The organism is Glutamicibacter sp. NPDC090743, assembly GCF_044769125.1.
Classification (GTDB): Bacteria; Actinomycetota; Actinomycetes; order Actinomycetales; family Micrococcaceae; genus Glutamicibacter.
Window position 1 is genome coordinate 1 of record NZ_JBIVXE010000011.1, and the last position, 26,151, is coordinate 26,151.

Here is a 26,151-nt window from a genome sequence, read left to right on the forward strand (position 1 = left end):
CCGGCTCTCCCGCTCCCGGCTCTCCCGCTCCCGGCTCTCCCGCTCCCGGCTCTCCCGCTCCCGGCTCTCCCGCTCCCGGCTCTCCCGCTCCCGGCTCTCCCGCTCCCGGCCCTCCCGCTCCCGGCTAGCTCGTGCCCTGCCCTGCCCTGCCCTGTTGGCTCTCTGGCTGGCTAGGCACCTTGTGGAGTGTTTCGGGGGCGCTACGCGCTCCCCTACTCTGTGCGCTTAGTCATGTAGGGAGGATTTTGCAGGTCAATAATATTTTTTTGCTTCGCTACTTGACACATACTTAATAACGTTAGTAAGCTGTAAGTGTTGGTTCGGAAACAACCCTACAACTCAGTAGGGCTTCCAGGATTTAGGCGCAAGCCTAACGAAAGGGTGGCTCACCATGACCACAAAGAAAATCGCGGCTCCCGAGCTAATCGCTCAGCAGGAATACTTGTTCGGCCGTGCAGTCACTGAAACCCCCGCGCTCGTGACCTGCCTTATGGGCGAAAACGGTGTGATGATCGCACAGCTCCGCACGGATGCCCCAAACGGGTCTATCGCTAACGTGGTTGAAGTTGCTACGCAGTCCAAGAAGATCATTGCTCAGGCCGTAGAGGGCATGACTCCCGAAGATCCCGAGTTTGTGGGGCTCCTTTTCGTGAGTCACTGCCCGGAGGAAACACCGGAAATTGCCAAGCTGGCACTTGCAGAGCTAGGCGATGCTCTCGGCTACCGAGTGCTAAGCGCTCTACACGTTTCAGGCGGTTTGATTCACAACCTCGCCACGGGTGAAATTTACCCACGCATCGACCCCGGAACCATGCCAACGATGCCCGCATTTTCCAACAAAACCGCTACGCTTCTTGATCGAGTCACCGCACCATCGCCGGAAGCCGGGGAAGAGGTCTACAAGGCCATGGCTATGGGGCAAGCGTGGGCAGTCACCGAGGGCAACACGCGGAATCTGGTTAAGGCGCTCACAGAGCTAGCCGATAAGGTTGCAGACAATCAGGCAAGCCCGGCAGACTTGCACCGCATGACCGGAATCTTGCGCTACCCGGACACATGGGCAACCGCACTTGTGAGCATCCTTGACCCCGACCTAGGGGCACACGGAAACGAGGATAACAGCCTAGAGGGCTTCCTATACCGGGGAATTACCCCCGACTGGGAGCGCGTAGACCGGATTCAAGAAGCACTAACCCAAATGGCAGAGCTTGCCCCGGCTCGCGCATCTGCCCCGGTGCTTAGCGCTCTGGCTTGGATTCAGTGGTGCAAAGGCCGTTCAACCATGGCTAACGAACTGCTCGAAATGTCTTTCGAGCTGGCTCCCGAATACGGGGACGAGTCATTTATTCAGACCTTGGGCTTGTTGTTCAAGTCGGGCACGCTTAGCCCTGTAGCGGTCAATTCAGCCACCGCCTACCGTGGCAAAATCTAGCACCTAGCTAGGCCGGAGGTGTCCGGCATACCCTGCCGGACACCTCCATCAACATCTAATTTTAGAAAAAAGTTACTTCACCGCTTGACACTTACTTAGTGACGCTAGTAGACTGTAAGTAAGCAAAGAGGAAAACCTCAACCGAAACTTGAAAATCGAATAGCGACCGCGAAACCCGGCACAGACAGACACCACAAGGAAAGGAGGGCAGGCCGGAGGGCAGGCAGGCCGGAGGGCAGGCCGGAGGGCAGGCCGGAGGGCAGGCCGGAGGGCAGGCCGGAGGGCAGGCAGGCCGGAGGGCAGGCAGGCCGGAGGGCAGGCAGGCCGGAGGGCAGGCAGGCCGGAGGGCAGGCAGGCCGGAGGGCAGGCGCACCACGAGAGGATGAAAACTATGACTAAGCCGAACACCGAGACGCTACTAGCGAACCTCACCGAGATGACCACCGAAGAACAGCGCGATTACCTCGCAACACTGACCAGCGACCAAATCACCGCAATCATTACCGAATGCCACCGCATCGAACTCGAAGAGAACAACGGACGACCTAACCCCAGCTGGCCAGCACAATCAGCCGTTGCCCACTGGGAACTAGGCAACCTCTGCAAAAAACACCTTGAAAACCAGGAATAGGCCGGTGACTCGTCCCCCACCAAAGGGGGACGAGAAAAGGCGCTGCGCCCACCGCACGCGCTCGCCGGAGACACACACCAACGAACCCGGAGCAGACCATGACCACCACAGCCCAAGTCTTCAACACCCCCGCGAGAGGATACTCGCACAACCCCACCCAAGACGTGGAAATCCTCCCAGACCTCCACGAGTGCCAAACCTGCCACTCAGAGATCACCTACAACCCAGAAGCCCCCTACGCCGAAGCATGGACACACACCACAGCCCCGGACACGGAACACCAGCCGACCATCGCCTCACGGTGCATCTACTGCCATAGCCATCAGGTCACCGTCGAGCTACACGCCTACCACGATGCGATCACCTGCACCCGCTGCGGAGGAATCCACGGCATCGCCCTAGGCGACTAAAACCAAATGACTTGTCCCCTCCCCACGGGCGGAGACAACACCCGGACATCCTGCGAACCGAACCAACAACCGCAACGCAAACAGTCCACCCCCTGCGCTCGCCGAGCGCATCATTTGGAAGGTCACAACAATGAACCTGAACATCACCCACACATCTGCCGAGGGCACCATCATCGAGGGCACCGAACGCGGAGACGGATCAGCACCGATCCTCAAGCAATACCGCTGGCGTTGGAGCCGATACCTGGGCGCGTGGTACATCCCCCGCTCCCGAGACACAGCACCAAAACACCACATCATCAATCCCACCGCCAAAGCTCTCACCGAAGCAGGGTTCACCATCGAAATCAGCATCGATGACACCCCGCGCCCCACCGCTGAAGTTGAAGCAGATCTAGCCCAACGAGCCACCAACCGCGCCGAAGCGCTAGACGCCAAAGCCGAACGGAAAGCCCAACTTGCAGAACAAGCAGAAAGCGCTCGCCGAGCAGCTCATGATCGACTCCCGGAATTCGGCGAACCGATCAAGGTCGGACACCACTCAGAGAACCGGCACCGCCGAGACATCGACCGCGCACACAGCGCTATGGGTCGAAGTGTTGAAGCTGACCGAGCAGCCGAACATGCTGCGCAACGAGCCAAGACCGCCCACGCAAGCACAGGAGCACGAAACAGCCCCACAACGGTCTCTAACCGCATCGACAAGCTGCAAGCCGAGCAGAGGGCCACACAACGCCGTTTAGACGGCTACACTGCCCATCCAGGAAGCCCCTACGCCGAGCAGATCCCACCAGCCACGGGAGACTACCGCGAACGGCTCCTAAAGGCATCAGAGCATCTCGCCGAACAAATCCAGTACTGGCAGCAGATCCGCACCGAGCAAATCGCCAACGGCAAAGCGACCAACTACACCCAGCAGGACATTCAGCCCGGTGATCTGATCAAGGTCGGCTCATCATGGTGGACTGTGCGCCGAGCCAACGCCAAAACCGTCACCGTCGAATCCCTTGGATGCTCCACCCGAGCACCTTACGGAACGATCACCGACCACAAGTCGGCTACTTCCACCACCGAGTGAAACCGGCACCCCGCTTATGGTCTGGAGTCGCGCAGCGACCCCCTCACGGCTCCAGACCATAAGCACCCCAGCAAGCAAAACCCGTTTTGCGCTCGCCGGTAGTGGCAAGAAAACCGGCCCCGGGGTGTCCAAGTCGGAAGTAAACGGTGACCTTGGACCAGTAAGAGACCCCACCATTTATGGACTCAATGCACACGACAGAACAGCACCAAATCCCCAACAGAGCACCACCCAGACAAGGAGAAACTCATGTGTCAGCACATCAGCATCAAAAAAAATCCCTACCAATGGCCATCATGGATTGTGACCTATGGTGATATGCCTATCGGATCAGCCCACAGCATCAGAATTGCTCATCGTGCAGCTGCATCCGCCAAGCACCACATCATCAATATCAACACCACGAATCTATGCACCGCGTACCTGGTGAAGCACGTAGCCGAAGACATGGATCGTCAAGGCCTGCACCAGTACTGGACCCCTGCAGCACTCATGAAAGCTGCAGCCTAAACAACCGACAAGCAACCCTATACGCTGCCAGAAAAGGAATTACCCTGATGTTGCTCATTATCGGCCTGCTAGCGCTCACAGGACTCAGCCTGTGGCTTTTGGGAACCGGACCCGCCATATTCACCAAAGATGAAAGCTACTCCCCTGAAGTCGGCGCGACCTATGCAATAGCCTTGACTCTTATCGCGCTAGGCTCCCTCTGCCCAGCAATATGGCTAATCATCAAATGAGCGTGTCCCATGGACAACCAAACAGTGCACTACTGCAGCGACCGTTTAGAAGCAGACGGCTTTCACTTCACTGATAGCTTCATTGCCAGGTGCACGGTGCTCACCACTTGCACCACAACCAACTGGGACCTGGTTACCTGCACCCTGTGCTTACAAGCCAGCCAAGAAGGCTTTGTACAACCCTCATTGTTCTAGAGGGTCTGCTCAAAACTGGGATAACGCAAACGGCGCGCACGCCCTTGATCATGTGTTGACCTCATCCAATGCTTCCCGGCACGGTCAACATACGAAACGCACACCACGCTTTCACGCTCATACTGACTGGTTGAATGTTGCGGTTGAATACTCCACTCAAGCTGCGTTTCATCTTCTGGCCCATCGAAGTCAAAGGCAACTCTTATCGCTTGCCCTTTAGGCAAGTCTCCTAACGGAAAGTGTGTGAGCTCAGCATTAGGCGTGAGAGGCAATGTGGGCTTGTGCCACTTGATCTCGCTTTTATCACTGAAACGCTTGATGGGCTGCGGATAACCATCCTTATCTTTCAGGACACCCGAGAAAATCTGAACATTCGTGATCGAGTTTCCTTCTTTCAAGGATGCTCTCGGAATGTAAAGCTGGAGGTCGCGGAATATGGCATCTGAATAATTCGTCAACTCCACGACAGCTCCAATCACCTCAAAACTCGTACCCCATTCATCTTCTGTGCGTGGAGTACCGGTCACATACAGGACAAGCTTTTTCGCCTCCTCGCCCTCCAGCCCTTCCAAGTAGTCCATTTCTTTACGTCGGTCGTGCTGCTCTTGCTGCTGAGCGTCAGCCGATGACTTGAAGGTACGGGCTGCATATATCACCGCTCCGATGGTTCCAGCAGAACCAACGACTGCACCCCATGCTGCCCAATCCCCTGCAGTCACGGGAAAAAAGTACTTCGGCTCCGGCAAAGTAATCCAACGAAGAACTCCAAGCCCTGCAGCGACCAGGACAACTACAACCACGACACCCCAGAACCAGGGACTAGTCGTAGCCTTCTTCTTATCAGCCAAGTTCTACGCGCCTTCCAATCATTTTTATTGTGCTGCACCTGTTTCGCCCATCGTAGAGCTTCAGAAAACCGCTCGGTCTCCCCCTCAAGGACATGCCTCATGACCCCTGCCAGGACTCAAACCGCGCGAACCCGGGCCGAAAAGCGAAAATCAAGAAATCTTTTTCAAGTCACCAGATCTCGAACCCCACACGCACCCAACTTTTCGGCAGCCCGTGCATTCAACCATCTTTAACCTGTATTGCTATCCATGCGTTGATATCAATGGGTTGGCATTAGTGTTGATATCCGCATTGATATAGCACACGCTGAAACTGCAAGAATAGAAAATTTGGTCAAATTTCAGATTCCGAAATGCGTGCTTTCATGGATGTATGACCACACAAGACAACGAGGCCAGAGCAAAGTTTCAAGAACTTCCTCGCCTAGTCAAGCAGCACAACACAGTTACCGACATCATCAGAGTCTCCAAACGCATCAAGAACGTGCCCATCCGCAATAGCTTCCTGCAAACGGGAGGACCGAAGAATCCAAAGCCAGGCATTCTAGGGGAGCTGATCAACAGCTCTAACGGGCGCTCACTAGATCTCTATCTACTGCATCGCCTGGCTTCTAGTGCCGAGCCCTGGGCAACCACAAAACCTGCAGATGTCTGGGCTCGTGCCCTGGGGCTCAACGATGAGGAGTACGGTAAGGCCAGCGTTTCGCGCTGCTGGAAAAAACTGACCGAGCTGCAGCTGATCTCAAAGACCCGCGGCACTGGCCGGCACACCAAAGTGACGACACTTCGGGAAGACGGTTCAGGACATGAGTTCGAGAACCCTACCCGGAACTACTTCACCTTGCCGCTGGCCTACTGGGAGGAGCAGTGGTATCTAAAGCTGAACTACCCCGCTAAGGCACTCCTGCTGGTCGGCCTATCGCTGCAGCCTGGTTTCTACCTGCCAGATCCACAAGTTCAGAAGTGGTACGGCTTCTCTGCAGACACTCTTAACAGAGGTGTCCGGCAGCTGAAGGCCCATGGGCTTCTCCACGTAGATCGCAGGATGACCGAAGACTGGAACACCACGGAGATCGCCAACTTCCAGAACCACTACACGCTCCTCGGCCCCTTCGCCCAACCATCCAAAACGCAACCAGTCGCCACCGACATCTGGCAACTGATCAAGGATCTGAGCGGAGGTGATACTGGTGAATCCAATGATGCCTAAACGCTCTAGCGTGGAATCGTTCCGGGTATGGCTCGACACCATCTCAACGACCATCATTGCCGTAACCGCCGTGGCCTCCGTCGTACTCCCGGCGGCACTCGGCTAACAACGAAATACAGAACGCCGGGGCACTTCCCCATCCGAAAGCGCCCCGGCGTTAATATCCATCCCACAACCGCAGGGCTTACGGTCTGGAGCTGCGCAGCAGATCCCAATCTGCCCCCATCGAAACTCCACACGCAACCATAAGCGGATTTCAGCGCTCGCCGACCACCCACCATGCTGGTCTGAGCGTTGACCCAGGTACAGCTCATCGGTGTCTTTCTGTCGGGAGCGATGTCTAGATTTAAGGTCTAGAATATGTGTTCTAAGAAGTGAGGTATAGATGAAAGTAAACCGAATATCTGAGTGCTCCCCTATGGTTTCCGATAATCGTCTAGTGGCGTCGGCATTAGGGAGTGTTCCAGCGGGTTACCCGTCACCTGCCCAAGACTACTCTGACTCGAAAATTGACCTGACAGAAATGCTCATCCGCGACCAGGTAAGCACGTTCATTGTGCGTGTTTCTGGGCACTCTATGGAGCAAGCTGGAATCAGTGATGGCGATGAGCTTATTGTGGACCGTTCCATCGAGCCCAGGGAAGGAAACATCGTCCTGGCAATCATCGATGGGGAGATAACCGTCAAGCGTCTGAGCATCACACCCCAAGGAGTCCTCCTTAAAGCAGAGAACCCCGATTATCCTGACGTCTCCATTCCCGAACTTTCGGAGTTGAGAATTTGGGGAGTGGCTACCACATGCCTGCATCATCTCAATTAACTGATAATCCTGATAATCCCGTTAAGCGGGTGAATCATGCATTAGATGCAACTTCGGATCATCACCAGGAATACATTGCACATGTTGATGTGAACTCCTTCTACGTCTCCTGCGAGAGAGTCTTCGACCCCAAGTTAGAGAATCGGCCTGTCATCGTCCTCAGCAATAATGACGGTTGCGCGGTCGCGCGGTCGCCAGAGGCCAAAACCCTAGGCATTGGCATGGGCGATGCCTGGTTCAAACTCGCTGCAGACGCTGAGCGGCTAGGACTAGTAGCTAAGTCCTCAAATTATGAGCTCTACGGCGAAATGAGCTCCCGCGTCATGTCCTTGCTAGGTCGCTTCTCTGCCTGGGTAGAGGTCTACAGCATCGATGAGGCATTCTTGGGCGTCAAAGGCACCTTGGAGGAGCTGCAGACGCTAGGCGAGAAGATCAAGGCCGAAGTACGCCGGCTTACTGGCTTGCCAGTTTGCGTTGGCATCGCCAAAAGCAAGACTCTTGCCAAGATGGCCAATAAAGCAGCCAAGCACATCTCCGGGCTGCACGGTGTGTGCGTATGGAATCGAGCACCACGGGAAACTACTGAAGCACTGCTGGCCCGGCTGCCGGCCATCGAAATTTGGGGCATTGGTCCACGCCTAACCAAGCGCCTTCGCGGTATGGGGATCTGGACTGCCAAAGATCTCCGAGACGCCGATGCGGTGAGAATCCGCGATAAGTTTTCCATCGTTCAGATGCGCACAGTCCTTGAGCTACGAGGCATCCCCTGCATCCCCATGGAAGAAGAACACGAGGTCAAGGACCAGCTGATTTTCTCCAGATCTTTCGCCGAGCCGATCACTGATCGAATCGGGATGGAACAAGTTCTGGGAATCTACGCTCAACAAGGATCTGCCAGATTGCACCGCCATAACAAACACGCTCGAGTACTGAGTGCATGGGCAATGACCAGTTATTACAACCAAAGCCAATCACATCAGCCAGCGGTGACGATCAAACTGCCTGGCCCTACGTCCGACCCTGTGGTGCTCACCAAGGCTGCCAAGTCGCTGCTACCGCAAATCTTAGTTGGCGTGCGCTATGCCAGGGCCGGGGTGGTGCTCACGGATCTTAGGCCGGTAGCAATGCAAGAAACCTTAGATCCGTTTGTCTCTGCCCATGAGCAGAAACAGATCGGCAACCTTGTTGAGCAGATCCGGCGAGAGCATGGCATGAAGTCAATTGGCCTGGGTCTTGCTGGCTTGCAGCAAGGGCCGGCATGGGAGATGAAACGTGAGATGCGTTCTCCGCGTTACACAACGCACTGGGCTGAAATGCTGACTGTCAAAGCTGCCTGATGAAAAGATTTCTAGTCGCGATTCACTGTGCGTGAGTTTCAGGAGATCCACGTCCGGCAAATGTCCCCAATGATGTGCCTGCCAAGTTTTATTTGTATCTGGGCCCGTACCTGCAGATAATGACGGTAGGGTGCCTTGCACGTATCAAAGCACCCTACCTAGACAGTAATAAATACCATCGTCAGTCTTCGAAAAACTCGCTCGTCATTGGTACGCGCGGCTTTCGATCCCGTTGCGTCATGGGCCACTGAGCGCCAGCTTCTGCTAACTGGTGGTGAGTGATAAGTTCACCGGCTTCAACATCTTCAAGCAGCGCTTCCAAATATGGATCTAGAGCTACCAGCCTTGTTACAGAAACCAGGATTTCTGTAAGCTCAATCGACCACTCTCCCGGCCACTGAGTTTGCACGAAGCCTTCAAGTGCGGAGGATTTCTCCGTCTTTCTGCCCTTAGGTATCTCTTGCCGGTATCCAACCCATGAATCAATGACATTCATGCCTCCGACTGTAAAGTTGCGTACTTCTGGGGATACGTTTTCCCACTCTCCCCCGCCAATATTTAGAACCTGGCGTTCAGAGTCATATCCCACCTCAGTCGGCATATGATTTACAGATTTTGCATATACAGGAAAAGACACTCCTGGTTCTTTTTCAAGGATGCTTTTCTGCGCATTTGGATGCTGCCCGGAAGCGCCAAAAGTATGTAACCATACAAGATGCTTGCCATGTTCAACAGCCCTATCCCACAAAGCAAGATTGCCAGTTAGAGGAATCCTCACACCTGGAGTATGAAGTTCTTCGTCATACTTTCTGAGATAGGCAGCGTTCCCTGTCAAACCCGCCACATAGAAAAACAGGTCTGAGGAACTAACCATTGGGCTGATTAATTCCTTCAATGCACGCTCTAGCCCGGGAGCGATGTTCGGTGAGCCGTCTGGATGCAAAAGTGGAATCGCACGACCACCACGATTATTAAAATAGTCCATGTCAGGTATGAGGGACGAAAACATCAACCCAGGTCCAGCCTTAGGATAATGAACATGTTGTTCGACCGCGAAAATTTGCCCCTCAACACGTCCATCCCATAGTGCACTCGGGCTATGGATCAAACGGCTATCTGCAACTAGATACTGCCGATCAAAAGATCTGTATCCGACTCTGACGATTTTTGGATTTTCTATCCAATCAACGTCTTCAAATGGGACGTGCGTGTTTTTTTCAGTGTCAGTTCCAGGTAGCGGCTTCTTAGTTTTATCAATCTTAGCGTGGAAAGACTCCTGGAATTTCTGAATCTTCAAGTGAGCATCACTTTCAGCGACCAAGTCTCGAAGTCTTTGTTCAAGAACATCGGGGCTTGGCGAAAACACCCACTTACGGTTTGCTTTTACACCTGGGCCAGCCCATGAGAAAAGCTGTCCAACAGCAGGGTAGTCGTCCCAAACAGTATTGACGCTTGGGGTAAAAGTTTCACTCCAGCCGGATCGAACATGGGACCAGCCATCATCGTCAAGGGCCATCGAAGAAAGTTGTTTATATTTCTGTTCTCGGGTTCCGTGGACGTCGCGATACAAGATTTGGGCAGGTACTTCCTCGTTGACGTTGTTGCCGCGGACAAACATTCCAATCACGACAGGCGTACCGATATTGAATACAGCGTTCTTCGCCGGAGGCCTCAACCCTTCTGGCGAAACGTTGAATATCCATCCATGGGAGCATTTTCGACGCATGTACTCACGCATTTTCTTGTATCCAGGACTGGTTAAATAGCCTGCGGCTGTAATGAAGCAAATAACCCCTGAGTCGCCGTCCCGAATGTCAGGTTCCGCTGTGGATTCAAAAACTTTGTGTGTAGCCCAGCGCCAGAAATATGCATAGAGATTTCTTAGATGCTGGTTGTGGTTCGCATTACGCTCGGCCATAAATTCTTCAAGAGGAGCTTTACCTGTCTTGGGATCAACTCCATTTTCAATCCACCCGCCAAGTCCTTTAGATTTTTCTTTATAGGGCGGGTTGCCAATAACTACTTGGATATTCTTTTCGCGCTTTATCAAGTTTGCTTTGATACGCTGCTGCGCAATCATCTGCAGCGTATAGGACAACTGACTTTCGGAAGCACTATGCGGGTCTTCTAAGGTATCAGCAACGTATAGGTTCAGAGCGTTAGGATTCAGCTGAGTTCCGAAGTTCTTTACTGCTTGTGAAATTCTCAATTCTGCTACCGAAAACGGCCCTGACTGTAGCTCAATTCCGTAAATTCGTGAAGCTACACTTGCAACTGCCTCAGAAGCTGCGCCTGGACCATACTGCTCGCCGGCTGCATTTCCGACATGCCGCAGAATAGACAATGGGTACGTTCCCGTTCCCATCGCGGGATCAATAATGCTTACCGACGGATCACGTAGTCCAGCATCCTTTTTCAAATAATCTTTAACTGCATCGTCTGAGATGCGGACCATGAAATCCACAATCTCCGACGGAGTGTAGTAGGAGCCTGATTCTTTCCGCTTCTCAGGATCGTATGAGCTAAGAAAGTTCTCATACAGATGGAGATAAACATCTTTTCCACTAGCGGAAATGCTATCCCATCGTGCGCCGGATAGTGTTCTAGTGATGATCTCTATCGCCGATAATGTTGGCGTATTGTCAATGTGCTCTGTCAGTAGGTCCAATGAGCGACCGAGTACACCATAATGCCCCTCCAGATCTTTCGCGATCTGCGAAAGTGGATTGCCCTTCAGACTAATCCCATCGCTAAGAGCAAGTACCAACGAGAAGACCACCGTTTGAGCGAACCCATCAGCAAATTTCTCATCATCCGCGTTCGGAAACAACAATCGTCGCCAGTCCTTGGCGACTCCTAAAAACGGTTGCTCCGCCCTTGGCGCCCCCGAACGAATGGCGCGACGCTCTGCAGCTAAAGCAAGCTTCACTTCCTCACGAAGCATGACCGACAAAGGAGCAATCGTATCCACCAATTTATTAATGGAAGTAATCGGCGCTGGTTCCCACGACAAAAAGTCGTGAAGTAGAAGCTCTAAGCGGCTTGGAGCGGTCAAGTCACCTTTGAAAGAAGCAATGCTTGGCGCATGGACATGAACAGGTTCATATGCGAGCTCTCCAAAACGCCACAAACGCCATTCTTTACCGTTCGTATGCAGCAGGTTCGGTAATTTACTCAACCTGGCCCACTGCTTACCATTGTGAGAATTAAGAGAATAGTCATCAGGATCGAGAGAAACTCCTGGAGCCTTTAACTCGACATGGCCTGATAAAACACTATTCACCCTTATTCCAAAATCAGGTCTTACGGCACCATCCTGTTCAGAAACTTCATCATGAGCAACAACATGCAAACCGCGCAAGTACCCAACACGCTCAATAAAATTTCCGACAGGGCGCGACAATAAGGCTTCTCGCTCGCCAGGCCCAGATAAGTTCTCTCGGGCAGCAGAACCGAAAGCAGCAACTGCATCATCAAAATTACTCATGAGTCCAACGATAAGTCACACATGACTAGTGCCTGTTATCCGTTATACCCGTAAGCCACGGAAGATCACCCGTCGTTGCGAACCAGAAATTTGAAGGATGCCCGACTTCACGACCACGAAGAGTCTCACTCTTTTGTCTGCTCTGACTCAGATTGCAGTGTTTTTGTGTTCTCTCGTGCCCGGTCTGTACGTGATGCCGCGTAACCGCTGCACCACGCCTCCATAAGCTCAGTCTCTTGTTTCGCGTCGAAAGGGCATTCTCTTGGGGAGTGACCTTCTAGATACGCTGCATATCCCTTTTCCTGGGCTTGTTGAATCATCGAACGGTCAAACTTGGGCAACATTATCGAATCCTTCCAGACGTACTCGGCGGGCTGCATCCGCGTCAGAGTCCCATTGATACATGGCATAGCGGTATGAGCCAAGAGTTTGACGTCCATTGCGCGCAAACCAGGCCTGCAGTTCTTCTGAGGCGTATTTCTTTACTCTTGAAATTGGTCCTGTAAACAGACTCATCTCATCTATGTTCTTGGCTTGCCCCTCTTTGTTAACAAGGAAGCTAAGCTCAGAAACGCAATTCTGATATTGCGAGTAAACATAGGTTTCATACTCCTCACGAGCTCGCTCGTGAGGAGTCAATTTTCGATATGCACGAGCAGCTGGATTTAGTACAGGATCTTCTCCCATAACAGGGGTAAGCCTTTGATCTGGTTCGTCAAGATCAACCTCGACTTCTCCTAATTCTCGTGCTTCACGCCTATCAACCAGTTCTTCCAGTTTCTCCGCAGCTTCAGGGTCGTCTCCCAGTGTGGATGCGAATTCCGCAACCTCATCCCAGGACATGGAATCGATACGTTCTTCAGTAATCGTTGGGGCCGCTGTCGGATGAGGAGCTTTTACAGGATTCAGGCCTTCATGCGTTCCTTCCTTTTTTGTCTGATTTCGTTCTGGGATAGCTTGTTGCATTCGAATGCTGACCCGCTCCCAGGCCTCTACAAGCCGAACAACTCTCGCATCCAATTCCTGCTGCGTAAGTTTGTCTTCGACCTTCGCAATGCGTTCTTCCATGCGTTTCGCCGCTTGTTTAGCACTTGCCAGTGCCAGCATGGCTCGATTGGAATGGAACGGGCAGCGCCGGCCGCCTTGAAGTATTGAGCGGCACATGACTAGTCCCCTTCGTTGATGTGCTGGGTTCGATCCATGCGAATCGATGATGGAGATACTTTGCGGCGGAAGCGGCGTTCAGCCACGGCAGCTGCTTTCGCTTCCTCCTTCTCTAGTTTTCGAGCTATACGAATTGCCCTGGCAATGTGAATGCGGTTGACGGTAGTTCTCGCTAGAAGGCCTATGAGCACCACGATGCTGCCTAAGATGATCAGCCTCAAGAGATCCAAGCCTGCTCCGTCGAAACCTGGCCAAGGAACAATGACTTTTTCGGAAACCACGATCTTCGTTCGAATCATCCAGGCTTGCACTTTCTCCAGTTGGCTCAGCACATAGGTGGCGATGCCACCGCTTGCTGCTGAGGCCAGAGAAAGCATGATCAGGGTGTCGTCTCTATCTAGTTCTTGCATTACTAGTAATCCTCTCTAGGAGTGATTGATCGCTGGCTAGATTGACTGTGAAGGGTGATACGCAAAGCCGTTGGTGTATAGGCGCAAAATCCATCTGATGCCGTAGAAGATGACAATCCAGGCTCCCCAGACTGCGAGGTATTGGAAGAATTCCATTGATGCCAAAACCTGGGGATGCGGTAGGAGTGCAGCGGCTAGTACAGCAATGGCTTCAGCCAGAGTGATGCGAGTCATCCACCGATGCTTGGCGCTAAGGAGGCCTTGAAGGTTCTGGATGTAGATCTTCCCCAGAATGAGCACTGCAGCCACCACAACCAGGGAAGTAATGGCTGTTGTGAGCTCTGCATTTTCCAGAATCGGGTTTAGGGCGGCGACTCCCACCACAGCAATGAGTGCACGCAAAATTCGCACCACGAGATCTGCAATGGCTACAGGTTGCTCGTCTGCTGGACTCTGCAGGGCAGGCGAACTGATCTTGATGACTTGTGTCCGCATCCATACGCTCAGCAACCATCTGGCAAGCAATGTTCCGACGATGGCGATGAAGAATGAATAGAATGCCAGGGCAAACTCAGCGTTGTTTGCTTCAGAGCTTTTGCTTCCGATGGCTACGAATTGGTAGATCAGCACATAGAGGCTGATGCGCCATAGCAGTGAAAGCGATCTGGCAGCAGTCCAGAGGATAGCTGCTTTGTAGCCGGCCTTGAGTGGATGTGGGGTGTTCATGGTTCTCGCTCTTTCTAATTGTCCTGATTGACGGGTTGACGCACGGTGACTGTGGAGCCGAGCTCCATTGACAGCATGGTGTCGGTGCCATCGCTGAAGACCAAGCACACTGCCCAGGCTTCGTCATCAGCCAGATCTTCTTCGGAGCTGGTAACTGCAGCCCATTCGCCGTCGAGCTCCATGAGGCTGCCAACTTCGGTATCTTCGATACCGATAGTTTCGATATCGCCCCATTTCGATTCATCCTGCTCATCGAAGTCACTGGCTTCTTCCGATTCATCTTCTGTAGCTGCCGACGTTGGGAAGGTAAGGACGTTGCTCTCACTGTGCACTTTGGTCTCTGAAGGTGCAGAGCTGCGTGGGTGCACCTTCGCTGGGCGGCTAGAGATTTCGACAATCCGAGGTTCTTCGCACTCCTCTGACTCGTCCCCATCGCTGCTGTTCTCGTCTTGGGTCTGGATTCCGCCTGGAACTGGAATGAAATCAGCCGAGATGTATTCGCTATAGGACGGCAGAAGCTCCGACTCGTCTACATAGGTGGGGGCCGGCACTTTGATCATCATTTTTGGATGTAGCTCTTGGGCTGGGTAAATGGATTTGAGGATCGCTATGTCTTCATCCGATTTGGCACGTCTTGGGTCTGGAGTCCAGTACGCCTGGAACTCGACCACTTCACCGGCTTCATTTCGAGTAGTGCCGCGGCCGCGAATATTCGATGGAACGGTGGTGCCCAGTGAAGGGGATTTCCACATCATGCGTGCGCCATCCATATCCAACGGCCCCATGGAGACACGGCAGGAGAGGTTCAGTCGTGCTTCACCGCTGCCCAGGATTTCTGCGTCGGGGCGCTGGGTGAGCAGAACAATGTGGACTCTGGCTGTTCGTCCTGCGCGGAGGATGGCAGCCACTTTGCGATGCATGGGGGCTTTGGAAGGGTCGCCCTTTTGCTTGATGTCCTGATACCAGTCGTCCACGTCTTCGCGGAAGAGTGCGAACTCATCGAGGAACAAGACGTAAGGAACGAAGTCCTCTTCACTGGCTTCACCATTCTTGATTGCGTTGTAGCGTTCTGCCATAAGGTCTTTGGCAACATAGACCAGGCGGACTTGCTGCTCAAGATCCGGTGCGACGATACGAACATTTGGCCAGTCCTTATATCCAAGAAATTCGACCAGCTTGGCATCGGCAACATCGATGATCCAACCACGGGCGGCGAGCTCGGTGAGCACCGAGTGGGCTACAACTGTTTTACCGCGGCCAGTAAGTCCGGTAATCAGCATCATCGGGTCAAGCCATGGCCTCCAAGCAACGGCCTCGCCGGTCTCATCGACGCCATAGCGGTAAGGGGTCTTGTAGTTGTCAATTGCAGTTCCTTCCATCGGTGGGATGGGAGGATGCGGAACGAAAGTAGGTAGTGCTGGGCGGCGGGTGAACGTTACTCGGTCATAGATACTGTCCCATTCGGCTTTCCACCGTCCTGGGAGCATGGCTCCGAACTTGAAGGACTTATCGTTTTGCACCATGCGGTTGGTGACAGCCGATCCGATATCGTGCTGGATCTCTACTTTGACCGGTTCATCGTCTTCGAGTTCTACGGTGGCGATTGGTGGTTCTGCGTTGCCGGCGGAAAAGAGTTTCTTCACGACTTTCGAGGTTCGGCGGATCATCGGATGAACGTCTTCTGGTTCTTCAATCAGAAGTTCGCCAGCTTCTTGCAGGACCATCACTCGTTGGTGGTTGGTGATCTTCTTGACGGTGTACTGCCGTTGGTAACGCTGCTGCAGTTGATCAATGACGGCGGTCGCGCAGTCTTCGCCTAGAAGGTCATCATGGAACTTGATGACGACTTTCCCTGGCCAAAAATCTCCATTGCTCATCGTCCACTTTTTGAGTTCGACTCTTCTCCGGTCCAAAAAGCCCAGGGCTACAGGTGCCAGGATTTCCACCAGCCGATCTCGCTCTTCGAGCTTGCGCACTGTACGGCGATGCATCCATGCGGTGCCGGCTATTGATACTCCAGTGAGAGTCATTGCTGCGCCCATGGGCAGCATCTGATCCGTGAGATAGCAGATGCTGGAGACTAGTCCCCCGCTGGCTGCGAGCCCGGTGTAAACCTTTGCCTTCGACCGATGCTCTGGCGGAAGGCGAAGAACCGGTCCTTGGTTGTTCGGTTGGTTTGCCTGGTTTACTCCCCTGGCCATGAGGATCTCCCTTGTGTGTGAAAGCTGCTTCTAATCGTTCAAGGTCACCGGGTAGAGGAAGGTTGGACAGCTCAGGGGAAAGATTTTTGATTGCTTCGACTTGACAAGGGGGTGTAGACTCGGTGGAGACTCCGTCGAAGGCTCGCCGTAGACGAGGTTCCTTTCCGAGTCTCGGGGTCCCCTAGTCTTCGTCCGCAATAGTTAGTTCCGCAGCTCCAATGCATTGGGGATGCGGTTTTTTTATATCTTCATCGAGGTTCTCGTGCGCCTTGCAGAACCTTTAGGGATGCCTGTGTTCTGACTTCACCGTGCATTGCTAATGCATTAGATGCGCAGTAGCTACGCTGTGGATGGTTCTGTTCTGCACATAGAAAGTGGCCGTGAATGCAGGTTCCTTTACTGAGGATCTGCGTTCACGGCCACTGAAGTGAACGATGCTTTAGCGCTTCATACCCCTTGCGCAAGGGGTAAATGCACCGGCCTACCTTGCATCGTCGGGCTGGCAAATTGTGTTCTTGTTTTCCACAAATGGGTCTGGGTCAGAGTAGGTGTAGCTCGTGATTTTCTGCTTCCTGTTCACCTCAAGCGTGTAGGTTCTTGGGCCATCGATGCGGGGTGCTCTATGGTCTCGAATCCAGGCCCAACATACTTGCACGGTGGATTTCGTGACTCCTCCGTTGGAGGTTGTTTCGGTGTACTTCTTGATCCAGGGGTAGGACTTGGATTTGGTTTGCGCTGCTTCTCGCCAGGAGGGAGATGTGGTGAGACGCATTCCTTCTTCCATGTCCAGTCCCTTCTCCAGAAGAGCTTGAGTCCGCATAAGCGAGTCGGTGTGGTGACGGTCTTCGCCAGCATCCCAGGTGGTGGTTTCGAGAGCGAACTGGCGAGCGATGTCTCCGGCTTTCGAGTCCTTCGATACCGTAGCTTTCTGAACTTCAATTGCAGAAGGGCGAATCTCGGAGAGCTTCTGCATGGTTGGTTCTTCAGGCAGCTGCACTGGAAGTGCTTGATCCTTGATCTTCTCTACGACGTCATAGGACTGTGGATCATAGCCCTGCCGGGTCATCCAGGCGTTGAATTCTTTGCGTCCCTGGACTTCGTTTCCTTTGTAGAGGTAGAGGTAGATTCCAAACTCTTTGGCTGAGTCAGTGGCTAATCCTTGGTAAACCTCGAAAGCCCGTCCATGATGTGGGAGATCCTCCAGGATGGGATTGTTCTCGTAGGCTTCAGCGGCATCGTTCCAATATTCTTCAGTGACTTTCTGCTGATTCTTGAGCTGCTCCTGTTCTCCGATCATGGCCCAGGCTTCATCGGTTTGGGGCAACAGGGCCACATGTAAAGTGCGGACTTGGCCGGCCTCAATGGTGAGAGTGGTGCTGTAGGTTTCGAATCCTTCATAGCTGACTTGAACATCAAGTGGTTCTTCGGCTCCCACCGCCAACTGTTCACCCGTGCGTAGAGATCCACGCGATTCACCATTGATGCTGATAGAAACCTGTTCAGGGGATGACTGCAGCTGCAGCATTGCTTCGCGGTTTGATGCAGACCCTTTGGGGAAAAACAGAATCACTAGAGCCACCACAACAACAGTTACGATCAGAATGATCTTGGCTTTTTTGCTCATGGATCTCATCCCTTCAGACGTGCTGCGAAATAGGTTCGGCCACTGGTATCAGTGAGGTAAAAGTCGTGTCCCGATGGCGGTCTGGTGTAGAGCGATGCCCCTTGCGCACGGCCCGTTGCGGTGTTGTTGCGTTCCCCTGTGTAGAGGAAGATATGGCCGGGGGTAATGAGGATGTCACCTGGTTCCAATTCGCCTTCGCTGGAAGGCTTGAAGAACTTGTATTTGTCGCTGTTCTGTAGGTAGTTCAGTTGCACTCCGGTGCTGCGCTTGGGGAAGTCGGGATCGGCTCCGCTGGTGATCATGACCGAGGCCACGAAAACTCCGCAATCGGTGTAGTAAGCCGTGTGCCGGTCCTTGCTCAGGCTGTCTGCAACGGTGACGTATTCAGGTCGAGCCTCCGCCCGTCCGTGGTTTCCTGCTGAGCTGAAAGGCAGTTTCACCTTATGGTCCCAGGCAAGGCTCATCGAGGTTTCCACGATGTCTCCTTCGGGAATGCTGGTCGAGTGGCGGCAATCTGAGGTGTAGTTTCCCGAGGCAGCCGCAACGATGTTTTCCACGTAGGGGGCAGTCTCGTTACGATAGCCTGGCTTGGAGTTGTAGAGCTTTTCGAGATCGTAGCTGTTCTTCTTCACGGCTCCTGGGCCGGCGTTATAGCTAGCGAGGGAGAGTCGTAGAAGATGCTCGTCGTCCTTGGCGTGATCCTCCATCAGGGTGCGCAACTTCTTCATGTACCGCCCCTGGGCTGCGATAGCATCCTTGGGATTGAAGACATTGCCACCGTTACCGTAGATCGCCCAGGTCTCTGGGGTGAACTGTGCGATGCCGTTAGCGTAGGGGGAACGTGCATCTGCTCGCCAACTAGATTCCTGCTGGATTTGCGCACCAATGACCTGAGACCCGAATCCAGATTCTTGGCCGGCAGCGTCTACAAATTTTCGGTACTTTTCTGGGATCTCTACAGACCCTTTTTCCTGCTTCGGATCACCTGGAGTGCAGACCTCGCCGATCAGTTCCTGGTCTGCTTCAGGCGTGGTGCTGGTGCCTCCAGCGACCATCTGAGTGATCATAAAGACGCCGCCCACGGCTACAGCCACTAGCACGCAAGCAATGGTCACGGCTGCGATCAAAAGTCGTTTCATTAGCTGGCCTTTCTCTCACGTATGGGACGTGCTTGTGATGCTTGGGATCGGGCTTCGCTCAGCATCTGGCGTGCGCGATCCTGACGCGCCTGGGTTGCGTTGCGGCGGTAGCCCTTGGGAAGGTTCTTTTGTGGTGCTGGTGACCCCTTGCGGGTGTTCTTCTTCCGCTGATTTCCGGGGTTCCCAGCTTTTTGCTGCTGTGGCTTCCGAGAGGAGGCCTGCGCACGATTCGGCGTATTTGGCCGGCTGTTATTGCCAGAAGGTTTGCCCCCTTGCGGACGTCGAGTTGATGGAGAGTCGGGCACCGTTTCTTGCTGTCGTTGAGGACGCTTCCCTTCGGGACGCTGCTGCTTCGCTGGGCTCTTGGAAACGCTCGGCTTCTCCGCTGGATTCGTCTTCTTGCGACCTTCAGATTGCGGGGCATTCTTTTGGGAGCCTGGTCGATTCTGAGTCGGTCCCGACGATGCATTCCGGCGAGGGCTTTGACGATTTGATGAGCCAGCTGATGATTGGTCCTGGGATGCCTTCGCTGACTGGTCAATCTGCTGCTTCTCTGCTTGAGTTTCTTCCTTCTTCTGCTTGGCACGCTGTGCAGCCTTACTGGCTCCTTCAACTGCAGTCACCGCTACTGTGCCTGCAGGATGGACTCGTTTGGCCGCGGCACGGGCCGCACGGAGGGCTGCCTGCTTAGCAACTGCTTTGCGGTCCGCCGCGCGCTGCGCTGCTGCAGTGTCCTGGACAGGTTGTTCCGTCGCATTGGCAGCTGGCGAGGAACTTTGTTCTGTAGACTGCAGCGGCACTTCCTGGGGTGCGGCAGCATCTGTGGATTTTCTCGGGGTTGCTGTCTCAGTCGGTCCTTGGGGACGGCTCGTGTTATCCGCCATGTCCCGCATAGACTTACGGTTCCTGATGCTGTTCACCGTGCGGATAGTTTTAGACGCCCCGTTGTAGGCGTCGCGCATCAAAGTGCTTTCCTTGTGCTTGTCCTGCGCGCTGAGCATCTTGCCGACCCTGCTGGCCATGGCATTGCCCTTTTCCTTGAGCTGCTTGCGGAACTTCCACGCCACAAAGATCATGACGATAAAGAAGATCCCAAGAACGAAGTATCTGAGCTCCCCAAGCCAGGTCGTGAAGAACCGCATGAGCTTTTCCATGAAGATCAGGTACAGCACGAAGAACACCAGACCTACAGCTGCCAGGAGCATTGCGGCCAGGATTCCGAAGACGTGCCGGAAGAATGAAACCTGGGCACCTGGGATCAACGCTGCCTTGGCGGTCAAGGTGAGCATGCAGGCTTCCCAAGCTGCGGAGAAGATCGCAAAGAAGACCAACGCTGTGAAGATGGCGACCACGATGGTGAAGATTGAGAGGGCTCCTCCTGGCATGAAGTAATCCATGAAGTTGAAGCCGTAGTTGTCAATATGCTGCGCCACCGAGGGATCACATTTTTTGACCTGATCAGCGACCCACATATCGCCGTCTTCGGCACGATTCCATTCCTTCATCGCATTCACGAAAACGTCTTGACAGTCCCCTGTAAGCATCTTGCCGAAGCTGATTTCTTGGTAGGAATCCCGAATGAAAATGGTGGAGAGCTGGGCCGTGATCGAGCTATCGATGGGGTTGGTTCCTTCAGCGATAGTTTGCTCACCGGTCACCAAGGAGGCCGCGAAATTCTCACCAGTGGTCTTCAGCTGTGTAAACAGCCCAAGGTCTCCAAAGAAGTACATCACCGGGTTCATCATGACTGTGGTGATGAACCACATCATCAGACCAATGACACCGATATTGATCCATGCGTGTGCGACTCGTCCCTTCACCATGGCATAGCCGTAAACAGCCGCAGCTAATGTGGTGACTGCCGGAAGCCAATTAAGGCCTCCTAGCACTGACTCGATGATTCCGGCGAGTTCGATGAGTGGATAGGCGACCCACTTCACCCATTCAAAACCGAGCATGAAGCGGATCAGCCATACACAGCCATCGAAGACGGTGAACAGTGCGTCCCAAGCCTGGTCCGAGTTGCTGGCATTGATACTCGTGATGGGGTTGATATCACCCCAGTTATCGCCGCGGTAGATCGACAGATCCCTGTACTTGTCTAGGGGTATTCCATCCGGGTCTGTGATCTGTTTACTCGGCTCCTGGCGAAGAGTATCACTGACTTCCACATTGTCTAGCAGCTCTGGTTCATCGGCCGAGGCTGCCACGGCTCCTCCGAGGAGGACACCTAGGGACAGAAGGAGGCCTATCAGCACACGCGAGATTTTCATGATGCAGTCTTCTCCAGCTCAGGGGTGGTGTCTGCTGCAGCGAAGCGATCTGGGTTTGCTGGTGCCCAGACTTTGAGCTTGGCGTAGCGGTCCTGGGCGTCTACAGCCATGCATTCGCCTTCGCGTCCTGGGATGGTGCGCTCATCTGGTCCTGCAGGGGATAGTTCCTTTTTGATGATCCGCAGGATCTCTGGGTTTTCTTCAGCTTTGAGACCGAGCCAATGCATTGCCTCGATGGCCAGATCTTCATCCCGTAATCGCATCACCATCTTGTTGGGGATGAGGCTCCGGTTTGGTCCAAGTCCACCTGCAGTCTGGGAGTCCAGGAATACGGCAGCCTTTGCTTTGCGGCCTTCACGCAGGAAGCGCTCGATAATGCGGTTTCCTTCTTCCACTTTGGTGAAGTGCTGTGCTTCAGAGATCATGAGGAACACCAGTTGCTCGCGGTTCTGGAAGCACACTTTCTCGCCGATGCTTGCAGCTAGCAGACGGATGGCGCGGCCGAAGATCTTCTCGACGCTCATCTGTTCAAAGAGGTGCTTGTTTTCCAGCTCGTTGTCTGAAGGGTATTCCAGGCCATCGGTGACGATCACCAGGCTGGTTGCATCCAATGGGAACGGTGGAAGTGCTGGATCGAAGAGCACCTTGCCGAGTTTGCGACGAGCAAGTGTGGCCAGCTTTCGGTGCAGCTTGTCTGCGTCTGGCAGGTCGCAGACCTTCAGGTGATCCACAACAGCTTTCAAGCTGATCAGCTCATGCTCGTGCATGTACTCGGGATCGAGTACTTCACTGAGAACATCGCCGAGGTCGCTACTGATAGAGATGTTGGTCAACATTGCGACCAGATTCTCCACTGCCGAGGCACCATCTTCGATACCAAGGACTCGCAACGGGTCCAGCGAGTACTCTGGGGCCGTGATGACCAGGCTGGCGCAATCGGTGATGGAAGCACCATAGGTAGCCCACTCATGAGTGGTGGACTGATCGATAGCGAAGAAGCGGCCGCCGCGGTCAGTAACAGCACCTGCTACTTTCTTGGCGAACATAGTCTTGCCGACACCCATCTCACCGGATACTCCGACCGAGCAGGAACGGTTTCCTTCAGCTTGGCCTTCGAGATCCAAGAATGCCAAGGTTCCGCGTTCGGTGCTTTCGTTGGCTCCCCAAACGATGCCTTTCTCTCCGCCGAAGCCGGTGGATACGAAAGGCACTGCTCCGGCAAGATCTTCACTGGTTGAAACCTGGGCCAAAGCTCTCACATCTTGGTGCATGGCCACGCCTGGCTGCATACCCCACCACCATGATTTCTGCTTGCCAAGACCCTGCCAAAGCGTCATGCCCAGCTTGGTCTTGTAGAACTCGCGCAGGATCTTCGCCATCTCCTGGGCTTGGTCTGCTGAAGGGGCACCCACCGCAAAAATCGCGTGGACGGTGGCTTTCATGATGTGCTCTGAAGAGCTCATCTTTTGATGGAAAGTGCTCAGATCCTTGGCGTTCTGTTCGAGATCCGCCATGAAACCGGTCATTTCATTGGCTTCACCGTCGCGCTGGTCGAACTGATCACGCAGTTTGTTCTCAGTGGACCGGTTCTTTTCCTTGGCCTTCTTGCTGCTTTGATAGATCACGCGCAAAACCCAATCCACCTCAAACTCGAATTTGGCATCGAGGATGTGCAGCCATTCGGTACCAGGGAACACCATGCCGCCCATCGGGGTAGCGGTCAGCCCCAACATCACCTGGTAGCAAGGCTCATCGTCGGGTACGACCTTGAGGAACTTCCTCTTATAAGGCTGCAGCGTCTTGAGCTCGCGGGGGGACAAGTCGCTTTTGCCTCCCTCATCAAGTACTGGCTGGCCGAATGCTGCACCGGATAGAACCAAGCTTGGATCTAACTTTTTGTACAAATCAGGTGCTGCGGTTTCGTTGCCAATGCCGCGGTACTGATGATGAAGGCCCATCCAAAGGTGCTCGGCTGGAGTTGCTCGGATGAGTCTGAAGCTATCGGAGAATTTGTCTTCAATGATCCTGGCTGCACGAGCAGCCGCTGCAATTTCCGATTCGGAAACCGGGCGTAACGGCAGTTGCAGGATATCGCTTGCCTCGCGTAGACCTGCAGCAAAGGAATCCTTGAGCTGATCGACTACGCCTTGCTTGCCCATGAGCGGCACACTCACCCAAAAGCAACGCTCGTTTAGCGGGATGTTGTCTAGGACATCCAAGGTGGCCTCGACTTCATCAAGCCAGTCCAATTTCCCTTCCATGTTGACCTTGGAAATCATCTTCTCCACAACATCAGTTGGGTCAGATTGAGCGATCAGCCCGGAATACATCACTTCACCCTCAAAGGATTCAAACAATGACTGGTGAAGATTTTTCACGTCGATCTTCTGGGCGGTTGGACGATAGGAGTAGGACACTGGCTCAATACGCCAGGTGGCCCACACAATGCCCGAACGGGTGAACATCAGATTCTGGGTGATGTTTGTGGCTGGAATCTTATCTTTCATCGTCCGTGCTCCTTTCTGTCATTCCCAGCAGCCGTTCTACGGCCGTGAGGTTAGCTGCAGCTTTCACCTGCACATTTGATTGATGGTGGATCTCTATTGCCGGTGGTGCCGGCTCCTCTACCTCAGCTAGTTCTTCAATCGGCTCGGGATCTTCAGCCTCGAAATCCGCATACTCACCTTCAGCTGGAGAGTCTGCGTAGAGTGCTGTGAGATCTTGATCGAAATTCCTGCCGGCCCATTTCTGGACCTTGGCTTTGCGCTCGATCTTCTTCCCATCGATGCTGCCGGCTTCCGGGCTTCCGAGCATGGTGCCCAAACCGGTGACCGCCACAAGGGGATCATTGACGTTCATGGAGATCCACTGTCCCACCCAGGACGCTGCATAGACGCCCACGATAAGAACGATGATGTTCCCGAAAACGCCGAAGTTTCCCCAGTAACCAATGGTGTTGAAACCGATGATGATTGCGATGACCGCGAAGATGATCTGGTAGCCCGTGTACGGTCCACCCCAGATCTTTTCGCCGTTGACCTTGCCGTAAAGGTGAGGAATGCGGTTGATTCGGTAGAAACGAATGATCGTTTCATTCGGTCCAATCTCTTCCGTTGCCATAGCGAGTCACAATCACAAGGTTCCGTTGATGAGCTTTGCGATGAAGTCGAAGCCGTTGTAGGCAATCAGCCAGATGGCGATGCCACACAAGACCGCCGAGCCGATGGCTGCCTTGAAGGATGCCTTCCACCAGGTGCCGAGGAAAATGCAGGCAGCCACGAAGTAGGCAAGGCTTCGAATCGTTTTGGTGCCCTGGTCGATCTGTGTGTTGGCGGAATCCCAGATGCTGGTTGCCACAGGGGCGAGATCTGCCATGTTGTTCATTACGTCGAATGCGATCATTTTCTTGTTCCTTTCGTGGTTCCCACCAGGCGGTGGGAGTTTGGTTTTACCGGGCAGGGGCCGGCGCTGCTTCGGAAGCCGTTTGGGTTCCGACGTTGGTAACTTCCCAGCGACCGCCGCGACTTGTGAGCTCCAAGGGGTAATCGGCGATCAGGGACATCTCCCCTGTTTTGAGACGAACCTGGGCGATAGCCTGGGCGACTGTGCCATCAGGGGCTTTCTCAGTGGAGGTGGAGGTCTCTTGGTCAGTGCGGATTGAGAGGATTTCAGCTGTCTTGTAGGGCGTAGCTGCTACGGCGTTGACCGAGAAGGTGGGAGCGATGTAACGCTCTAGATCTTTACCACCGGCGAGGTAGGCCTGAAGGAAACCGGTGACAGTAGTTCCCATCGGTGCGTTCTTCGTGACGGTGTTCTTCAGTTCGGGGCCAGCGGCTAGAGAACTGGAGACAGCTCCAGAAACTTCAGCCGGCAGACCCACGAGCGAGACTGCGCCTTCATCGGACAGCTGAGCTGTGACCTGGAAGTAGCGTTGCATCCAGGGCTGCTTCTCATCGGTGCGAGTTTCAGCCGCCACCGTGATGACGCGCTGGCCATCAATCTGGCCTGCCGCGTTCGATCCGACCGACATGGAGCGAACCTGCATAGCCTGTGCACCTAAAGTGACGGTCGAGCTGAGTGTGGTGTAGCGGTCAATCGCTGCGGTGTTGTCTTTGGTTGCTGTCAGCCAACTCATGACAAAGCCCTGGGCCACCGATTCGGCTTGCTGCTCTGCTTGGGTGATTGATGCTTCTACCGGCTGCACCATGACGATCTGTTCAGGTTTGGTCTGAGAAGAAACGACATAGGCAGTTCCCAGTGGGACGGCCACCCATAAAGCCATGGCACTCCAAGTCACCGATTTGGTCAGGATCTCGCGGCCGTGTGTCCAGCCCAGGGCGCGCGGTGCGCGCTCCTCCTTGGTTGGTTTGATCTTTTCCTTGCGCTTCCCCTTGGAGAAAGCTGCGCTGACAAAACTGCTTCCCAT

General features: G+C 54.0%; 22 protein-coding genes. 9 read left to right on the top strand and 13 right to left on the bottom strand.

Annotated features, from left to right (window positions below):
• From ACIQTS_RS17460 to ACIQTS_RS17485, 6 genes are all read left to right on the top strand, one after another.
• Positions 1-229, top strand: a 229-nt coding sequence (locus ACIQTS_RS17460; protein WP_402474125.1) for a pentapeptide repeat-containing protein, incomplete at its 5' end; no start/stop codon positions are given.
• A 162-nt stretch (positions 230-391) separates the two neighbouring features.
• Complete coding sequence (locus tag ACIQTS_RS17465) at positions 392-1,432, top strand: hypothetical protein (protein ID WP_402474127.1); 1,041 nt, start codon at positions 392-394, stop codon at positions 1,430-1,432.
• Positions 1,433-1,823: 391 nt separating this feature from the next.
• The gene (locus tag ACIQTS_RS17470) at positions 1,824-2,063 is read left to right on the top strand and encodes a hypothetical protein (protein ID WP_402474129.1); all 240 of its coding nucleotides are present in this window, start codon (positions 1,824-1,826) and stop codon (positions 2,061-2,063) included.
• Between the two features lie 98 nt (positions 2,064-2,161).
• On the top strand, positions 2,162-2,473 hold the full coding sequence (locus ACIQTS_RS17475; protein WP_402474131.1) for a hypothetical protein: 312 nt from the start codon (positions 2,162-2,164) through the stop codon (positions 2,471-2,473).
• 130 nt (positions 2,474-2,603) lie between these two features.
• Positions 2,604-3,551 carry a DUF3560 domain-containing protein gene (locus ACIQTS_RS17480; RefSeq protein WP_402474132.1) on the top strand — a complete coding sequence of 316 codons (948 nt, stop codon included), beginning with the start codon at positions 2,604-2,606 and terminating at the stop codon, positions 3,549-3,551.
• A 249-nt stretch (positions 3,552-3,800) separates the two neighbouring features.
• Positions 3,801-4,061 carry a hypothetical protein gene (locus ACIQTS_RS17485; RefSeq protein ID WP_402474134.1) on the top strand — a complete coding sequence of 87 codons (261 nt, stop codon included), beginning with the start codon at positions 3,801-3,803 and terminating at the stop codon, positions 4,059-4,061.
• A gap of 421 nt (positions 4,062-4,482) precedes the next feature.
• Here ACIQTS_RS17485 and ACIQTS_RS17490 read toward each other — a convergent pair whose 3' ends face one another.
• Positions 4,483-5,334 carry a hypothetical protein gene (locus ACIQTS_RS17490; RefSeq protein ID WP_402474136.1) on the bottom strand — a complete coding sequence of 284 codons (852 nt, stop codon included), beginning with the start codon at positions 5,332-5,334 and terminating at the stop codon, positions 4,483-4,485.
• 373 nt (positions 5,335-5,707) lie between these two features.
• On the opposite strand from ACIQTS_RS17490, the gene ACIQTS_RS17495 reads away from it, so the two are divergent.
• The 3 genes from ACIQTS_RS17495 (at position 5,708) to ACIQTS_RS17505 (ending at position 8,701) form a co-directional block, all read left to right on the top strand.
• Positions 5,708-6,544 carry a hypothetical protein gene (locus ACIQTS_RS17495; protein WP_402474138.1) on the top strand — a complete coding sequence of 279 codons (837 nt, stop codon included), beginning with the start codon at positions 5,708-5,710 and terminating at the stop codon, positions 6,542-6,544.
• Positions 6,545-6,962: 418 nt separating this feature from the next.
• Positions 6,963-7,364 carry a LexA family protein gene (locus tag ACIQTS_RS17500; protein ID WP_402474236.1) on the top strand — a complete coding sequence of 134 codons (402 nt, stop codon included), beginning with the start codon at positions 6,963-6,965 and terminating at the stop codon, positions 7,362-7,364.
• A complete protein-coding gene (locus ACIQTS_RS17505) occupies positions 7,343-8,701 on the top strand; it encodes a Y-family DNA polymerase (RefSeq protein WP_402474141.1) in 1,359 nt (452 codons plus the stop codon). The genes ACIQTS_RS17500 and ACIQTS_RS17505 overlap by 22 nt, the downstream gene beginning before the upstream one ends.
• A 181-nt stretch (positions 8,702-8,882) precedes the next feature.
• Here ACIQTS_RS17505 and ACIQTS_RS17510 read toward each other — a convergent pair whose 3' ends face one another.
• The 12 genes from ACIQTS_RS17510 to ACIQTS_RS17565 all read right to left on the bottom strand — a co-directional run bounded on the left by ACIQTS_RS17510 (position 8,883) and on the right by ACIQTS_RS17565 (position 26,151).
• Entirely contained in the window at positions 8,883-12,188 is a 3,306-nt protein-coding gene (locus ACIQTS_RS17510; RefSeq protein ID WP_402474144.1) for a type ISP restriction/modification enzyme, read from the bottom strand.
• Positions 12,189-12,515: 327 nt separating this feature from the next.
• Positions 12,516-13,295, bottom strand: a complete 780-nt coding sequence (locus ACIQTS_RS17515; RefSeq protein ID WP_402474147.1) for a hypothetical protein — start codon at positions 13,293-13,295, stop codon at positions 12,516-12,518.
• A 59-nt stretch (positions 13,296-13,354) separates the two neighbouring features.
• A complete protein-coding gene (locus tag ACIQTS_RS17520) occupies positions 13,355-13,762 on the bottom strand; it encodes a hypothetical protein (RefSeq protein ID WP_402474149.1) in 408 nt (135 codons plus the stop codon).
• Positions 13,763-13,798: 36 nt separating this feature from the next.
• Complete coding sequence (locus ACIQTS_RS17525) at positions 13,799-14,488, bottom strand: hypothetical protein (RefSeq protein WP_402474151.1); 690 nt, start codon at positions 14,486-14,488, stop codon at positions 13,799-13,801.
• A 14-nt stretch (positions 14,489-14,502) separates the two neighbouring features.
• Positions 14,503-16,530, bottom strand: a complete 2,028-nt coding sequence (locus ACIQTS_RS17530; RefSeq protein ID WP_402474154.1) for a hypothetical protein — start codon at positions 16,528-16,530, stop codon at positions 14,503-14,505.
• A gap of 640 nt (positions 16,531-17,170) precedes the next feature.
• Positions 17,171-18,313, bottom strand: coding sequence for a PEGA domain-containing protein (locus ACIQTS_RS17535; RefSeq protein ID WP_402474156.1), 1,143 nt, complete (start codon positions 18,311-18,313; stop codon positions 17,171-17,173).
• A 5-nt stretch (positions 18,314-18,318) separates the two neighbouring features.
• On the bottom strand, positions 18,319-19,440 hold the full coding sequence (locus ACIQTS_RS17540) for a transglycosylase SLT domain-containing protein (RefSeq protein ID WP_402474158.1): 1,122 nt from the start codon (positions 19,438-19,440) through the stop codon (positions 18,319-18,321).
• A gap of 11 nt (positions 19,441-19,451) precedes the next feature.
• A complete protein-coding gene (locus ACIQTS_RS17545; protein ID WP_402474161.1) occupies positions 19,452-21,662 on the bottom strand; it encodes a hypothetical protein in 2,211 nt (736 codons plus the stop codon).
• A gap of 59 nt (positions 21,663-21,721) precedes the next feature.
• Entirely contained in the window at positions 21,722-24,232 is a 2,511-nt protein-coding gene (locus tag ACIQTS_RS17550; RefSeq protein WP_402474163.1) for an ATP-binding protein, read from the bottom strand.
• Positions 24,222-24,845 carry a hypothetical protein gene (locus ACIQTS_RS17555; RefSeq protein ID WP_402474166.1) on the bottom strand — a complete coding sequence of 208 codons (624 nt, stop codon included), beginning with the start codon at positions 24,843-24,845 and terminating at the stop codon, positions 24,222-24,224. Before ACIQTS_RS17555 ends, ACIQTS_RS17550 begins: the two co-directional genes overlap by 11 nt.
• Positions 24,846-24,857: 12 nt before the next feature.
• The gene (locus ACIQTS_RS17560) at positions 24,858-25,127 is read right to left on the bottom strand and encodes a hypothetical protein (protein ID WP_402474168.1); all 270 of its coding nucleotides are present in this window, start codon (positions 25,125-25,127) and stop codon (positions 24,858-24,860) included.
• A gap of 46 nt (positions 25,128-25,173) precedes the next feature.
• The gene (locus ACIQTS_RS17565; RefSeq protein WP_402474170.1) at positions 25,174-26,151 is read right to left on the bottom strand and encodes a conjugal transfer protein; all 978 of its coding nucleotides are present in this window, start codon (positions 26,149-26,151) and stop codon (positions 25,174-25,176) included.

Bases quoted from the DNA above. Each gene is read 5' to 3' on its own strand.
- ACIQTS_RS17525 (WP_402474151.1), bottom strand. From the start codon at position 14,488: ATGAACACCCCACATCCACTCAAGGCCGGCTACAAAGCAGCTATCCTC.
- ACIQTS_RS17565 (WP_402474170.1), bottom strand. From the start codon at position 26,151: ATGGGAAGCAGTTTTGTCAGCGCAGCTTTCTCCAAGGGGAAGCGCAAG.
- ACIQTS_RS17480 (WP_402474132.1), top strand. From the start codon at position 2,604: ATGAACCTGAACATCACCCACACATCTGCCGAGGGCACCATCATCGAG.
- ACIQTS_RS17555 (WP_402474166.1), bottom strand. From the start codon at position 24,845: ATGGCAACGGAAGAGATTGGACCGAATGAAACGATCATTCGTTTCTAC.
- ACIQTS_RS17505 (WP_402474141.1), top strand. From the start codon at position 7,343: ATGCCTGCATCATCTCAATTAACTGATAATCCTGATAATCCCGTTAAG.
- ACIQTS_RS17495 (WP_402474138.1), top strand. From the start codon at position 5,708: ATGACCACACAAGACAACGAGGCCAGAGCAAAGTTTCAAGAACTTCCT.
- ACIQTS_RS17550 (WP_402474163.1), bottom strand. From the start codon at position 24,232: ATGAAAGATAAGATTCCAGCCACAAACATCACCCAGAATCTGATGTTC.
- ACIQTS_RS17500 (WP_402474236.1), top strand. From the start codon at position 6,963: ATGGTTTCCGATAATCGTCTAGTGGCGTCGGCATTAGGGAGTGTTCCA.
- ACIQTS_RS17560 (WP_402474168.1), bottom strand. From the start codon at position 25,127: ATGATCGCATTCGACGTAATGAACAACATGGCAGATCTCGCCCCTGTG.
- ACIQTS_RS17510 (WP_402474144.1), bottom strand. From the start codon at position 12,188: ATGAGTAATTTTGATGATGCAGTTGCTGCTTTCGGTTCTGCTGCCCGA.
- ACIQTS_RS17515 (WP_402474147.1), bottom strand. From the start codon at position 13,295: ATGCTGGCACTGGCAAGTGCTAAACAAGCGGCGAAACGCATGGAAGAA.
- ACIQTS_RS17485 (WP_402474134.1), top strand. From the start codon at position 3,801: ATGTGTCAGCACATCAGCATCAAAAAAAATCCCTACCAATGGCCATCA.
- ACIQTS_RS17475 (WP_402474131.1), top strand. From the start codon at position 2,162: ATGACCACCACAGCCCAAGTCTTCAACACCCCCGCGAGAGGATACTCG.
- ACIQTS_RS17530 (WP_402474154.1), bottom strand. From the start codon at position 16,530: ATGGGCGCAGCAATGACTCTCACTGGAGTATCAATAGCCGGCACCGCA.
- ACIQTS_RS17470 (WP_402474129.1), top strand. From the start codon at position 1,824: ATGACTAAGCCGAACACCGAGACGCTACTAGCGAACCTCACCGAGATG.
- ACIQTS_RS17535 (WP_402474156.1), bottom strand. From the start codon at position 18,313: ATGAGCAAAAAAGCCAAGATCATTCTGATCGTAACTGTTGTTGTGGTG.
- ACIQTS_RS17520 (WP_402474149.1), bottom strand. From the start codon at position 13,762: ATGCAAGAACTAGATAGAGACGACACCCTGATCATGCTTTCTCTGGCC.
- ACIQTS_RS17465 (WP_402474127.1), top strand. From the start codon at position 392: ATGACCACAAAGAAAATCGCGGCTCCCGAGCTAATCGCTCAGCAGGAA.